The sequence below is a fragment of the Paraburkholderia caledonica genome (genome assembly GCF_000383275.1).
GTDB lineage: Bacteria > Pseudomonadota > Gammaproteobacteria > Burkholderiales > Burkholderiaceae > Paraburkholderia > Paraburkholderia caledonica.
The window spans coordinates 104,657-118,671 of record NZ_KB911043.1 but is presented as its reverse complement, the minus strand read 5'-3'; the positions used below and the strand labels follow the sequence as shown (position 1 = coordinate 118,671).

The 14,015-nt window shown below is 63.1% G+C and carries 10 protein-coding genes; 8 read left to right on the top strand and 2 right to left on the bottom strand.

Annotated elements, in window-relative coordinates:
* The first annotated feature begins 172 nt into the window (after positions 1-172).
* Positions 173-1,825, top strand: coding sequence for a D-alanyl-D-alanine carboxypeptidase/D-alanyl-D-alanine-endopeptidase (locus tag H281_RS0125385; protein WP_020069947.1), 1,653 nt, complete (start codon positions 173-175; stop codon positions 1,823-1,825).
* Positions 1,826-1,986: 161 nt separating this feature from the next.
* Here H281_RS0125385 and H281_RS0125380 read toward each other — a convergent pair whose 3' ends face one another.
* Both H281_RS0125380 and H281_RS0125375 read right to left on the bottom strand, forming a co-directional pair.
* Positions 1,987-2,502 (bottom strand): BLUF domain-containing protein, encoded by a 516-nt coding sequence (locus H281_RS0125380; RefSeq protein WP_020069946.1) that lies wholly within the window; start codon positions 2,500-2,502, stop codon positions 1,987-1,989.
* A gap of 256 nt (positions 2,503-2,758) precedes the next feature.
* Positions 2,759-3,382 carry a nitroreductase family protein gene (locus H281_RS0125375; protein WP_020069945.1) on the bottom strand — a complete coding sequence of 208 codons (624 nt, stop codon included), beginning with the start codon at positions 3,380-3,382 and terminating at the stop codon, positions 2,759-2,761.
* A gap of 302 nt (positions 3,383-3,684) precedes the next feature.
* Between H281_RS0125375 and H281_RS0125370 the strand changes: the two genes are divergently transcribed.
* From H281_RS0125370 to H281_RS0125340, 7 genes are all read left to right on the top strand, one after another.
* A complete protein-coding gene (locus H281_RS0125370) occupies positions 3,685-3,918 on the top strand; it encodes an MbtH family protein (protein ID WP_020069944.1) in 234 nt (77 codons plus the stop codon).
* A gap of 18 nt (positions 3,919-3,936) precedes the next feature.
* A complete protein-coding gene (locus tag H281_RS0125365) occupies positions 3,937-4,755 on the top strand; it encodes a thioesterase II family protein (RefSeq protein ID WP_020069943.1) in 819 nt (272 codons plus the stop codon).
* Between the two features lie 100 nt (positions 4,756-4,855).
* Entirely contained in the window at positions 4,856-6,292 is a 1,437-nt protein-coding gene (locus tag H281_RS0125360) for a cupin domain-containing protein (RefSeq protein ID WP_033379674.1), read from the top strand.
* 215 nt (positions 6,293-6,507) lie between these two features.
* Entirely contained in the window at positions 6,508-7,410 is a 903-nt protein-coding gene (locus H281_RS0125355; RefSeq protein ID WP_020069941.1) for a YqcI/YcgG family protein, read from the top strand.
* A 101-nt stretch (positions 7,411-7,511) separates the two neighbouring features.
* On the top strand, positions 7,512-9,158 hold the full coding sequence (locus H281_RS0125350; protein WP_020069940.1) for a cyclic peptide export ABC transporter: 1,647 nt from the start codon (positions 7,512-7,514) through the stop codon (positions 9,156-9,158).
* A gap of 17 nt (positions 9,159-9,175) precedes the next feature.
* Positions 9,176-9,994, top strand: a complete 819-nt coding sequence (locus H281_RS0125345) for an ATP-binding cassette domain-containing protein (RefSeq protein WP_027804939.1) — start codon at positions 9,176-9,178, stop codon at positions 9,992-9,994.
* A gap of 224 nt (positions 9,995-10,218) precedes the next feature.
* Complete coding sequence (locus tag H281_RS0125340; protein WP_027804938.1) at positions 10,219-13,965, top strand: condensation domain-containing protein; 3,747 nt, start codon at positions 10,219-10,221, stop codon at positions 13,963-13,965.
* Positions 13,966-14,015: the final 50 nt, after the last annotated feature.

The following is a 14,015-nucleotide window of genomic DNA, read 5'->3' as shown; positions in this document are numbered from 1 at the left end:
CATGGCCGGTTTTCTGGATTTTGGCTGCAAAAAGACGATCGCCCTCGCAATCGGCGGAATATAGTGGGCAGGGTTTTGGGTCTGTCGGCGCGAATAATCGCGGTCATCGGCGCGCAATGCGTCGACCCGAGCCATTCAGTTTGCAAAGGCAGATCGAATCTGGAGGCCTGCGATGAACGCGACGATCGCAACAATGACGACAATCCGTGGAGCGTGCAAACGCTGGACCGTGATTGCAGGTGCATTTTTGCTGGCCTCGTGCGGCGGGTCTATCGATTCGAATACAGCCGTGCCTGCATCCATCATGCAGGTAATGCAGAAGCCCGCCTATAAGAGTGCGAGCTGGTCCATGCTGGTGGTCGATCTCGAGTCCGGGAAAGTTATCTACGACCTCGACTCCAACTCGCAAATGTTCATTGCCTCGGTGCGTAAAGTCTTCTCGACCGGAAACGCGCTCAACGCGCTCGGCGCGCAACACAAGTTCGTCACGCCAGTCTATCGGCAAGGCAGCGTTGCTTCGAACGGCACGCTCAACGGCAATCTGATCCTGGTTGCAAGCGGAGATCTGACGATGGGCGGGCGCGCCAATCCCGATGGAACGATAGCGCTCACCGACTTCGACCATAACGAAGCGAACTCGCTCGGCAATGCCGTGCTGTCGGCGCCGGACCCACTCGCGGGATACAACGCGCTGGCGGCGCAGGTGGCGGCCGCCGGCATCACCACGATCAACGGCAATGTCGTGATCGACGACCGTCTTTTCGAACCGTTCAACTTCCGCGGTGAATTCGACGTGCGGCCGATCTTCGTCAATGACGACCTCGTCGACGTCACACTATCGCAGAGCGCCGAAGGCGCCGCTGTTCCATTCGACTGGCGGCCGAAGTCGGCGGCTTTCTCCGTGCAATCGACGCTGAAGACCGGCAGCGCGACGTCGACGCTCGCCATCGGGCTCGACCCCGAGCCACCGCAGTGCATCGGCGCGCCTAATTGTGTGGCCACTGTCAGCGGGACCGTGCCGGCGGGTTACGTGCCCATTCTGACCAACGCATATCCGCTGATCCGCACGTTCCGCGTGAGCGAGCCGTCGAACTACGCGCGCACGATCTTTATCGAAGCACTCGCGCGCTCGGGCGTAACGGTAACGGCCGCGCCCGTCGCGGCCAATCCTGCGCAGTTGCTGCCCGCGAAGGGCTCGTATTCGAGCGCGCAACAGGTGGCGCAACTGACATCGGCGCCGTATGCGCAGCACGTTCGATACGTCAACAAAATCAGCTACAACATTGGGGCTGACGTGACGCTGATGCAGTTCGGACTCGCGCACAACGGATCGACCACCATGGCCGGTTCGCTTGCCGCGGAACAGAGCGAACTGTCCACCGTGTTCAACATTTCGCCGGCTCAATATCATTTCATCGACGGCAGCGGCGGCGGCGAGACCACGGCCAACGGCAAAGCCGTCGTTGCGATGCTGCGCGGTATGAGCGCGAAACCTGCTTTTACGCCGTACTTCAATTCGATGCCGGTGCTCGGCGTGGACGGATCGCTCGCCACAGTCACAAACTTCGAAGCTGACTCTACATTAGCGGGAGCGAGAGGCCAGGTGCACGCGAAGACGGGCACGTACGTCGCCGAAAATCCGGCCGTGCCGGGCATGCCGCTGCTGAAAGGGCAGGCGCTCGCCGGCTATATCGATGCGAAGAGCGGCCGCCGCATCGTATTCTTCCTGACGGTCAACAACGTGCCGATCACCGGGATTCCCGACGTGCTGACCGTGTTCCAGGACGAGGGCACGATCGCAGCCATGCTATGGAAAATGCAATGACGGCGCTTGTCGGTACTTTGCATGACGATGCCAGGGGGCAACGTCAAGGCCCGGAACGGGCAGGAACTGCGCGCGCATGGATGTTCCTGCCGGCTCGCGCGAAGAAGATCCGGCATAAGGACGGTAGTGACAGGATCACCACCGACGCGACAAGGCGCCGTTCATTTCGCACCGCGTCGCACCAGAACGTCGAACCGGCCTGCTACGAGATGCGATTCGCTCACTTCCGGCAGCGTTTTGGCAGCTTGCGTGATGCGCCAGACTTCCTCTAGAAGCGAGCGGTCCGTACCCGACCAGCTTGTCAGCACATTTTCGATGCGCTCGGAGCCGTGAATGTCGCCGGTGAAATACCCCATCGACCACTCGGCAAAGTGCCTGTTTTCCAGCGAACCGATCGCGACAATCCGCATGTCGTAGTGACGGCTGTCATTGCCGATACGGCGCAGACATTCTCTCACTGCTACCGGATCGCCTTCGAGGTACTGGACAAAATTGCGGCCCGCGTGGACGAGAAAACCGGTCAGTGCATCCGCGCGATTGAGCACGCGAGACACCGACACAATCGATTCCACGTCCAATATGCCTACGCCCGACGCGACATTGCTGATGTACACCGCGCCGAACAAAGTTTCGTCCTGGTCCCGCGTTTCGAGACGTTTGGATTCGTCTGAGAACATAGGGACACCTCTGCAAAGTCGTTCCGCGTTTCCACTTTAATACAGGGCCGGCTGTCTAAATTCGACCAACGTTAGTCGGCTGCGCCCATGCAGGCGGAAATTGTCGGCACAAGTTATGCGCTTGTCCGACTAGTGCGGGTGACGCATGACTGACCGCGCCGCGTGTTTCAACGCGTGCTTAGAAATTGCGCTTGAGGTCGCGTCTCGCGCAGCTTCTAGTGAAGCGGGACGGTCGTTTCAATCGCTGTCGACATCTTCAAACCGATGCACGTCCCAACCACTCACGTATGTACAACGAATGCGGTGGGCGCACCGCTGAGTGTTCACGAGATTTCGGTGTGCCAACAAATAAGAAACCCAGCACGCGCTCGGCCGGCTCGAAGTCGAGTCCCGCCTGGAGATTGGGGTCGTACGCATCGGCGCCCGTCGCCCAGAAACCGCCGTAACCGAGCGCGTGAATTGCGTTGAGCATGTTCATGACCGCCGCGCCGACCGCGAGCAGTTGCTCCGATTCCGGAATGTGCGAATTGGGAACCGGCGCCGCGGCTATGACGATCACGAGCGGCGCCGTGTACGCGAGTTGCCGCCGTTGCTCGTGATCTGCGCGACGCGTTGCCGGCTCGCGTCGCGCCGCGACATCGACGAGCACTTCGCCGAAATCGGCGCGCGCGTCGTCGCGAATCAGCGCGAAGCGCCAGGGGCGCAGCGCACCATGGTCCGGCGCTCGCATGGCAGCGTCGAAGATCAGACTTAGCTCGGTGTCACCGGGTCCCGGCTCGGCCAGCGGCCAGTGCGACTGGCGGGAGAGCAGCGTTTCGAAGAACGCTTGTTGTCGCGGCGAAACGGTGTCGTCGATCTGACGGATCTGAGAGGTATCCATGGCGGTGTAATTGAGTTTTCTGTCGGATGGATGATGACGACAAACTCACGGTAATGCAAATGATTCCTATTTGCTTGTCTGACGAATGATTTTGTTTTAAGCTGTGTCGTCATTGCCCAGAGACAAAGAGGGTGAGGGATGGACCTTGACACGCGTCACGGGCAACGAGTAAATTTAAATGCAAATGATTCGCATTTAATGCGTAGTGATTCAAATCCTGCCGGGCAATCTGCCGCGCTTTTGCGAGGGCTGCCCGGCATGTTTGGCCGCAAACCGACGTACAACTTCATTCAGGAGCCGCGATGAGCTGGGGTGACGAAAACACCAACTTCGTTGTCGTTGTAAATCACGAAGAGCAGTATTCGATCTGGCCTGACTACAAGGCGATTCCAGCCGGCTGGCGTGAAGCCGGCAAGTCGGGCAAGAAGGACGAATGCCTGCAATGGATCGACCAGGTCTGGACCGATATGCGTCCGCTGAGCTTGCGCAAGGCCATGGCCGGGAGCGCTGCGGCCGAAAGCGTACCCAATGCGTGATCAACGGGCGTCCAGCCGATGACCTCGTCGAATGGTTTGCCGCGTATGTCGGACCCGCTAATTCTCGTGTGTCTCGCGCATGCGGGCGGCAGCGTGGCGCTGTACCGGGACTGGCAGCCACGGTTGCCGTGGTTCGTACAGGCGCGCATGCTCGAATTGCCCGGCCACGGCATGCGCCGGTCCGTATCGCCGCATACCGAATGGCCCGCGCTCATCGCGCAACTCGCAGATGAACTGCTCGCGCTGGTCGGCGGCGCTCCGTTTGCGTTGTTCGGACACAGCATGGGCTCGCTCGTCGCACTCGAATTGATGCACGTGCTGCGCGAGCGCGGAGCACGTGCTCCTGTCTGGTTCGGTGCGTCGGCAACCATCTCGCCAGCGCGTCGCAAGCACGAAACACATTGGCTGAACTGTTCGCAGAGCGAAATGATTGCTTGCCTGCGGGAGCGCGGCGGCACACCCGCCGAGCTGCTCGACGACGCGGAGTTCGTCGACTTCATGCTGCCGGTGCTGCGCGCCGATTTCCACCTGTGCGGCGTGCATCCGGCGCATATTGCGAGGCGCGCGATGCTGCCCGGAACGTCGAACACATCGGCCATGCTCGACTGTCCGATCGACGTCTTCATCGGCCGCGATGATCCCGCCACGGCAAACCGCGCGGATGTAGACGCCTGGGCAAACGAGACACGCGGCCCATGCGCAGTCCACTGGTTCGACGGCGGGCACTTCTTCATCGACACGGCTCGCGACGCCGTACTCGCAGCCGTGGCCAAAGCGCTCTTGCTGCATGGACAACGGGCGCAACTGGCGCAACCGGTGCGAGACGTCGCGGCATGACGAACCCTTAGCGCGGAATGCTCGCGCGAATCGCTGACCTCGCGCACGCGGTAATCACTAATTGCAGTATTGGGGCAACCCGGAAAAGGAACGAATGACCATGAGCCAGGCTTCGCTGCCGATCTTCGATTTCTCGCCGTTCGTTGGGCACAGCGAGCGCTATGTGGCGCTCATCAAACAGTTTGCGGCGGCCGGGCCGTTTCGCAGCGCGACGGTCGACGAACTGCTGCTCGACGACGACTTCCATCGACGCCCGCTGCGGCCAGAGGATTTCGACTTCCTCAAGTTCATGAAACCCGTGCGCGAGCACAACGTCAGTCGTCTGCCGGCGCTTGCGTCCGGGCGCACGCTGATGTCGATCTACGAGCTCGACGTCGCGCGCCCGCCGGTAGGCAGCGAGCCCGCCGACTGGCAGCGTTTTGCCGATTTCTATCGCGAAGATACGCGCGAACTCGGGGCGCAGATTGCGCCGTTCCTGGAAGCGTATGCGTTCGAATACCTGACGAAGGACGTCGATACCCGCGAAGACACCGGCGCCGTGAGCGCGCGCCTGACGCGCATCGTCGACGACGAACTCGCATTCTGGAGCGCTACGTTCGAGCGGTTGATGAGCAACGACTACCTCGAACAAGGGCTGCGTTTCATCATGGTGCAGCGCTGGGCGCTCGCGGTATCGAAGCGCCGCGCGCTCGCGCGAGCGGGCGCAAGCGGCTTCTTCGACATGCTCGCGCCCGACGAGCGTCCGAGCCTTCACCGTCAGGTGCCTGACGACGCACTGTTCGAGCGCGTGGCCGAGGCAAGCTGCATTACGCGCCGGCAACATGCGTACTGGCAGTTTTATCTGCCGACGAGCGTCGCGAAATGCAATCTGCTCTATGCGCTTGGTCGCCGTCCGGACCGCGCGTTCGGGCTCATCGGCGCGGCGTTCGCAGCCGAGGCGGAGTGGCTGGCGTTCGGGCTCGCGCTCGAACGGGCTTGCGCGCATCTGCAACCGGCCGGCCGCGGCCAGGCCGATTCCAACGCACTGAGGGCCGCGCTGCAGCAGCGCTGCGCGCGTGCGCTGGAGCGTGTTGCGCAAGGCTTCGGCGACCTGGCGCGCGCTCAATGCGTACAAGGCGTTGTCGCAGGCGAGCGCCTCGCGGAACGCGGGCGTTGGGATCTTGGCGAACAGTTGCGCTGGCTGTCGTCGATTCGCGAGTATGTGAACTTCGCGCATCGCATCAGCTCGCGCATCGACGCGGAGTGTCCCGGCATCGACCGCGAGACGTTCATCGAGCCTCAGGAAATGTGCTCGACGACGCACGTGCACAACGATCACCGCCTCGTCACGATCGAGGAGGGCGACATGCTGTTCTGGGGCAACGTCGGCATGCAGCTTTCGATGCACAAAGGCGACATGGTGCTGATTCCGGATGGCAGGCTGCACGGCTCGACGGTCGTATCGAACGAATGCACGTATCACCAGCCGATCATTCCGAACGAGTGGGTCGAGGCCCTCGTGGCCGAGCTCGACGAACCGGCGGCGGCTTCGACATGACAGCAGCAGATCGCGCGGTACATCCGTAACCGATCGGCAACAAGCTGGTAACAAGGTAGCAACGAGCCGGCGGCACCATGCAGGCGCTAACGGCGGAGATCGACAAAAAATGCGCCTCTTCCCCACGACAGCAATATCGACGTTCCGGCCACGCAGGCTGGGATGCCTCGCGCGTTCGACGCGCGCAACAGTGGGTCAGGAAGAGAGAGCGAACGATGCAAGCAGGCAACAGTGCTATCGCAGAGGCCGATCGGTTCGAGGTCAGCGACTGGAAGAGCCGGATCATTGCCGGCAGGGCGACGGGCGCGGCGGTGTCCGCGCCTGCGTGGCTGGACGCTTCGTATGCCACGCTGCGCGAGCAGGTGCTCGATCCGGCGTATCCGTGCTTTTTCGGCACGATGGCCGAGCGGCGCGGCGAGATGTTCTACTCGTTCGTCAACGGGCGCGATTTGCGCGACCTGCCCGCGACGATGCAAACGTTCGCGGAGCTCGCCGTGCAGCCGGAGTACAGGAGAAACAATATCGCGGTATTTTTCGAGCCGGACCCGCAGCCGCTTACGCACGATGCGTACCGGACATTGTTCTGGAGCATCCTGCAGCAGCTGCACGACGGCGATCCGGATCCGGCGGCCGACCAGCAGCCGGACCCGATGGACGAGGCGTGGGAGTTCTCATATGCGGGCGTGCAGATGTTCGTGGTGTGCGCGTGCCCGTCGTTTCGCGCGCGCCATAGCCGCAACCTGGGGCCGGGCATGGTGCTGCTGTTTCAACCGCGCTCGGTGTTTGTCGATACGATCACGAACAAGGTCATTGGCCGCGAGGCACGCAATCAGGTGCGCAAGCGTCTGGAAACATGGGACGAGATTCCCGCGCATCCCGATCTCGGCTTTTATGGCGACCCGGGCAATCTCGAATGGAAGCAGTACTTTCTCGACGATGCAAACGCGCCTATCGAGGAGCGCTGTCCGTTTCTGAAACGCCGCGCGCAGGCACGCGACGCAGCGTCAGCGCAAGTGCAGTCCATGCAGGCCCGCCGTCAGGTGGCTCCGCAAGACGCGCGCAATGAACACGAAAGAGGCTTCGCGCAAAAAGACGCTGCGCGAGGCGCCGATAACTGACGCGGCCGGTGCACGAGGACGTCTGCACGACGCTTGCGGCATTCGCTAGTGCGAGCCGACCTGCCGTCTTCCTGCTCTCATGCCGCAACGAAAGGAGATTCATGTCCGTACTTTTGCAACTGGTCAGCAAGTCACGCTGGATGATAGCTGCGGCACTCATCGCAAGTGTGCTCGGCGGCCTCGGCAATGCGGCGCTGCTCGCCCTGATCAATCAGGCGCTGGTCGCGACGCCGCAGGGGCTCGCGCGCCTCGGCTGGCAGTTCCTTGCGATCGGCCTCGGCGTTCTGGCGATGCGCGCGCTCGCACAGTCGCTCTTCATGTGGCTCGGCCAGCAGGCGAAGGCGACGCTTCGCATGCGCACCATTCGTCGTATCGGCGACGCTGCGTTCGCGCAGCTGGAGAAGCAGGGCGCGGCGAAATCGCTCGCGGTGCTCACGCAGGATCTCGACACCATCGTGGTGTTTTTCGTGAGCATGCCTTCGCTCGCGATGCAAAGTGCAGTGATAGTCGGTTGTCTTGCCTATCTCGGCTACATGTCGTGGCCGATTCTGCTGGTCGCGATCGTGACTATCGTGCTGGGCATGGCAGGCTTTCGCTACGCGCACAGCCGCGCAATGTTCCATCTGCGCGCGTCGCGCAAACGCGAGGACGATCTCGTCAAGCACTTCCGCGCACTCTTCGACGGTGCAAAGGAACTGAAGCTGCACCGCGCCCGCAAACGTGCGTTCGTCGAGGATACGCTCGCAAGCAACGTCGAGGAGGTGCGTGTGCAGCGCACGCGCGGCTACATGCTGTATGCGGCTGCGTCCAGTTGGGGCAACTTCATTCTGTTCGCGTTCATCGGCCTTACGCTCTTCGTGTTCGCGCGCTACATCAAAGTCGATCCGCATGTCATGTCCGGCTATGCGATCGTGTTCGTCTACATGATCATGCCGATAGAAGCCGTGCTTTCTGCTATTCCGAGCCTTAGTTCGGCGCGGGTCGCGCTCGAACGAATCGAGCAGGTCAACGCGGAACTGCCGCGCGAAGTCATGCTCGAACCGCCCGTCGCCGCATCGTTCGACACCATCGCGCTCGACGGCGCCACGCACCGTTACTTCCGCGAGAAGGAGAATGAGGTGTTCACGCTCGGGCCGATCGATCTTACGTTCCGGCGCGGCGAGCTCGTTTATCTGATCGGCGGCAACGGCAGCGGCAAGACCACGCTCGCAAAGATGCTGGTTGGCTTGTACGTGCCGGAGAGTGGCAGGGTGTTGCTGAACGGCGAGCCTGTCGACGAAGCACGGCGCGATGCGTACCGCCAGCATTTCTCGGTCGTGTTCAGCGACTTCTTCCTGTTCGACACACTGCTCGGCATGCATACCGAAGGACTCGACGCGCTCGCGCAGCAACTGCTGGTGGACCTGCAGCTCGACCACAAGGTGAGCGTGAAGGACGGCAAATTTTCGACGCTCGATCTCTCGCAAGGGCAGCGCAAGCGGCTCGCGCTTGTCGTCGCGTATCTGGAGGACCGGCCGTTCTATGTGTTCGACGAATGGGCGGCGGATCAGGACCCGCTTTTCAAGGACGTGTTCTATAAGCGTCTGCTTCCCGAACTCAAGACGAAGGGCAAGACCGTGCTCGTCATCACACATGACGACCGCTACTTCCATCTTGCAGAGCGCTTTATCAAACTCGATTTCGGTCAGATCGTCGAGGACGGGCCGAGCGCCGCGCATGCGGCGAACCTCACGTCCGTTGATAACTGATCAGGATGCCTCCGCACATGAATGCCAATCTAACCGTTGATTCCGCGCGCGCCGTGCACGGCGAACCGATGTACGAACTCGATGACGTGTCGTTTCGCATCGGCGAGCGCGTGTTGTTGCATCCGCTTGCGCTTACGCTGCCGAGAGGTCGCGTGTGCGGCCTGATCGGTCACAACGGCTCCGGAAAATCGACTCTGCTTAAACTGCTCGCGCGTCAGCAGTCGCCCAAGGCGGGCACGCTGCGTTTCGCGGGCCGCCCACTGCGCGAGTGGGAGAACCGCGAGTTCGCGCGACAGGTGGCCTATTTGCCGCAGCAGCAGCCGGCCGCGAGCGGCATGACGGTGCGCGAACTGGTTGCGCTCGGCCGTTATCCATGGCACGGCGCGCTCGGCCGCTTTACCGGCGTGGACGCTGAGAAGGTTCATGAAGCGATGGAGCTGACCGACATTACCCGGTTCGGGGATCGTGCAGTGGACAGCCTGTCGGGCGGCGAGCGGCAACGCGCATGGATCGCGATGCTGGTCGCGCAGGATAGCCAGTGCCTGCTGCTCGACGAGCCGATCTCCGCGCTCGATATCGCGCATCAGATCGAAGTGCTCGATCTCGTGCGCACGCTGAGTCAGCAGCGCGGTCTTGGCGTGGTCGTCGTGTTGCACGACATCAACATGGCCGCGCGTTTCTGCGACGACCTGATCGCGTTGAAAAACGGCCGGCTGCTAGCAAGCGGCACGGCGCCAGAGCTGATCGAGGAGAAGATGCTCGGCGCGATCTACGGCGTGCCGATGGGCACGGTCGCGCATCCGCGCGGCGGCATGCCAATCAGCTTCGCGTATTGAACGGCATGCGCATGCCGGCTCTCGCATCGTCACGATGCATCGCTGCCGGCATTGCATGACCGACAGCAGATAACGGCGCTCCCAAGAGACGCCTTGCTTTCCCCGCAATGACGAATTCAGGTTGTCGACGCAAGCATGCGTCGGCGACGGTCTGCGTGCGCCGCGCTGATGCGGTGCACGGCGAAGACGACCGCGCGGCGCGCGGTAAATCTCGGGAGGCGAGGATGTCTGTTATCAATACGCCGCGCCAGGATGGCGTGAACCTGCATGCAGCGGGTGCGGCCACCGCGGAGAACGCGGCAGAAGATAGGGCGGATCGTGGCACAGGTGACGTTGCGGCGATTAAGACTGCCGATTCCGCGTCCGGTAGCGCAACGAGCGCAACGGCCAACGCAACGGCCGAAACCGTAACGGCCAACACAGCGCCCCACACCGCGAATTGGGCCTCGGCGCCAGCAAACGACCTCGTCTCGGTGATGAAGTTGCACGTCGGCCAGCGCCCCGATCAATTGGCGGTGCGATTTCTCGCTGACGGCGACGCCGACGCACGCGAACTCACGTACGCGGCACTCGACGAGCGCGCGCGGCATCTCGCGGCCGTGCTCCGCCGCCATGGCGCGCCGAACGATCGCGTGCTGCTGATGCTGCAAAGCGGGCTCGATTACATCGTGTCGTTCTTCGCGTGCCAGTACGCAGGGATGATCGCGGTTCCCGCATATCCGCCCGATGCGCCGCAAAGCGCACACCTCGCGCGGCTGCGGCGCATCGCCGGCGATTGCATGGCGCACATTGCGGTGCTAGATCGGACATCGCATGAGTCGTTTGCCAGCATCAGCGACGAGCTTTCTTTGCATGGCGCGACGTTGTTGTCGCCCGACGCCGTCGATACGGATGTTCACAGCGGTGGCAACGGATTTTGCATCGACAGCGCGGCGCCCGATGCAGTGTCGTTTTTGCAATACACGTCCGGCTCTACGTCGTCGCCGAAAGGGGTGATCGTTAGTCATGCGAACATATGCGCGAACGTCAGCGCAATGTCGCGAGGCATGGGTTGCCGTGCCGGCGACCGGATGTTCTCATGGCTGCCGCTCTATCACGACATGGGCTTGATCGGCAGCGTGCTGATGCCGGTCTTGTGCGGCTTCCAGGTCACGCTGATTTCGCCGTTGCATTTTCTGGAACGCCCGGCGCGCTGGCTCGCGGGCATCGCACGTGAGCGCGCGACGGTGACGGGCGGCCCGGACTTCGCGTATCGGCTGTGTACCGACCGCGTGCGCGATGCGCAACTGGCCGGGCTCGACCTGTCTTCGCTGCGTGTCGCGTTTTGCGGTTCGGAGCCTATTCGCCAGACTACCCTCGACGGTTTCGCCGCGCGTTTCAGTACGCACGGCCTCGATCCGCACGCTATGTATGCGTGCTACGGCCTCGCCGAGGCAACACTGTTTTTCACGGGCGTCGAGGTCGGCACGGGCGCGCCCGAGACGCGCTTCTCTGCATCGGCGCTTGCTCGGCGCGTGCCGGTCGCGTTGCCGGCCGGCCGCGGAAACGGCAGCGAAAAGCATGACGAAAAAGATATCGCAAGCGACGACGACACTAAGGCCGTGGTCGGCTGCGGCGTGACCGCGTTGGGCCATGCGCTCGCAATCGTCGACCCGAATACCTGCGAGCGTTTGCCGGATCGGCACGTCGGCGAGGTGTGGTGCAGCGGCCCGAGCATCACTCGCGGTTACTGGCGCAATCCCGAAGCGAGCGCTGCGGTGTTCCTCGACGACGCACCGGGTTTTCCGGGACGTTGGCTACGCACCGGCGACCTCGGCTTCGTCGAACGCGGTCAATTTTTCTTCTGCGGACGCCGCAAGGACCTGATCGTGCTGCGTGGCGAAAACATCTATCCGCAGGATCTTGAAACAATGCTGGCCGATCGCGTCGAATGGCTTAGGCGCGGGCGCGTCACCGCGTTCCCCGTCGAAGCGGTCGACGGCGCCGAGGCAATCGGCGTCGCCGCCGAAGTGCCGCGCGGCAGGGCGCGGCAGGTGGCGCCCGAGACCATCTTCGCCGCGATCGCGGCCGCGCTCGGCGACGCGTTCCAACATGAAGCAGCGTTGATTCTGTTACTCGAACCTGGCGATTTGCCGCGTACGTCGAGCGGAAAACTGCAGCGCAGCGCGTGTGTTGCCGCGTGGCAAAGCGGCGCGCTCGTGCCGTTCGCAGTGCGCGACGCCAGGTCCGAGCGGCGGCAACGCATCGAAGCGGACACAGCACCGGCGGATGCAATTCCGGTTGCCGGTTGCGGCGACATGCTGACACCCACCGCGCACGCTATTGCACAAGTATGGAGCGAGGTTCTCGACGTGCCGACGCCGTGTGCATCGGATGATTTCTTTGCGCTCGGCGGCCGTTCGCTGCTGGCAGCGAAGGTCGCGTCGCGGCTGCGCGCACGGTTGGGTCGCGACGTGCCAATCGGTCTATTGTTCAGCCACCCGACGCTCATGAACCTTGCCGCGGCGCTCGATGCTCGCTGGGCAACGCCGTCGAACGCGCTCGCTCCGGTTGCGCCGCTCGCGCGCCGCGCCGAAAGCGAACGCGGCGAGGCGCCGCTATCTCTGCCGCAGGAGCGTTTATGGATGCTGTGGCAACTCGATCCGGACAGCCCCGCGTACAACATTTCGGCCGCACTTTCGCTGACCGGTCCGCTCGATGCGGATGCCGCCAGAACCGCGCTCGACGCTGTGGTACGCCGCCACGAGATGCTCCGCACGCGCTTTGCCGATGTCGACGGCGTGGCGCGTCAACTGGTCAGGCCCGTGGCTGACGCGACCGATGCGTGGCGCTGGGAGTGCGTGAACGCGCTGGAACTCACCACCGGCGACTTCCACGCGCAGTTGCGCCGACGCGCTCGCGAGCCCTTCGACCTGACGCTCGGCCCGCTCTTTCGCGCGGCGCTGTTTGTCCGCGGTCCTGAGGAGTATGTGCTGCATATCGTGATGCACCACATCGTCTGCGATGGCTGGTCGATCAATGTGCTGCTGCGAGATTTTGCGGCCGCCTATCGCGCGGCGCGGCTCGGCGGCATGCCGGCTTTGCCGGCGCCGGCGGTCCAATATGCGGATTACGCCGCATGGCAACGCGCGCGATTTTCCGACGACGGCGACGGCGGCGTGGAACTCGCTGCGCAACTCGATTACTGGCGCAACCGTCTGGCGGGCTACGACGCGCTGCTCGATCTGCCGACCTTGCATGAGCGCGGCCGTCCCTATGAGCCTCGTGCCGAGCGTGTCGGCGCCGATATACCGGCCGTGCTCGCGAGCCGTTTGGACGTGCTCGCGCGCGAGCACAACGCCACGTTGTTCATGGTGCTGCTTGCTGCGTTCGCCGCGCTGCTATCGCGCTACAGCGGCGCGCACGACGTGGCGATTGCGGTGCCCGCCGCCGGCCGCGACCGGATCGAAACGGAGGAGCTGATCGGCTTCTTCATCAACACGCTCGCGATGCGCGCGTCCGTGAAAGGCGCGAAGTCGTTCACGACGCTGCTGCGTGAGGTGCGCGACGACAGCATCGACGCGCAGACGAACGCCGACGTGCCGTTCGAGCGCGTCGTGGCCGCGCTGCAGGTCGGCCGGCGTGCGGGCGTCAGCCCGCTTGCGCAGATCAAGTTCGTGCTGCACGACGAGTTCGAACGTGCGCTCGATCTCGGCGACGTGCGCTGCGCGCTGGTCGACGCCGACGCGAGCGACGCGCGGTTCGAAATCGCGCTCGACGTGTTTCGCGAGGGCGCGCGCGGACTGCGCTGCGTTTTTGCGTACGCCGCCGAGCTTTATGACGACGCCTTTATCGCGCAGTTCGCGCGGCACTACGTCGGTCTGCTCGAACAGATCGCCGACACGCCGGAGCGCGCGATCGGCGAATTCAATCTCGACGACGATGAAGTGGTCGACGGCATTGCGCCAGTCGCTGGGGCGTACTCGCTTTGAGTATGCGGCCGCCGTCCTGACATCGCATCGACGCATCGAGCCCGCGCTTG

What these genes read in the sequence shown, in the direction of transcription:
- H281_RS0125340 (WP_027804938.1), top strand. Translation starts at nt 10,219, where the DNA reads ATGTCTGTTATCAATACGCCGCGCCAGGATGGCGTGAACCTGCATGCA.
- H281_RS0125370 (WP_020069944.1), top strand. Translation starts at nt 3,685, where the DNA reads ATGAGCTGGGGTGACGAAAACACCAACTTCGTTGTCGTTGTAAATCAC.
- H281_RS0125350 (WP_020069940.1), top strand. Translation starts at nt 7,512, where the DNA reads ATGTCCGTACTTTTGCAACTGGTCAGCAAGTCACGCTGGATGATAGCT.
- H281_RS0125375 (WP_020069945.1), bottom strand. Translation starts at nt 3,382, where the DNA reads ATGGATACCTCTCAGATCCGTCAGATCGACGACACCGTTTCGCCGCGA.
- H281_RS0125355 (WP_020069941.1), top strand. Translation starts at nt 6,508, where the DNA reads ATGCAAGCAGGCAACAGTGCTATCGCAGAGGCCGATCGGTTCGAGGTC.
- H281_RS0125365 (WP_020069943.1), top strand. Translation starts at nt 3,937, where the DNA reads ATGACCTCGTCGAATGGTTTGCCGCGTATGTCGGACCCGCTAATTCTC.
- H281_RS0125345 (WP_027804939.1), top strand. Translation starts at nt 9,176, where the DNA reads ATGAATGCCAATCTAACCGTTGATTCCGCGCGCGCCGTGCACGGCGAA.
- H281_RS0125380 (WP_020069946.1), bottom strand. Translation starts at nt 2,502, where the DNA reads ATGTTCTCAGACGAATCCAAACGTCTCGAAACGCGGGACCAGGACGAA.
- H281_RS0125385 (WP_020069947.1), top strand. Translation starts at nt 173, where the DNA reads ATGAACGCGACGATCGCAACAATGACGACAATCCGTGGAGCGTGCAAA.
- H281_RS0125360 (WP_033379674.1), top strand. Translation starts at nt 4,856, where the DNA reads ATGAGCCAGGCTTCGCTGCCGATCTTCGATTTCTCGCCGTTCGTTGGG.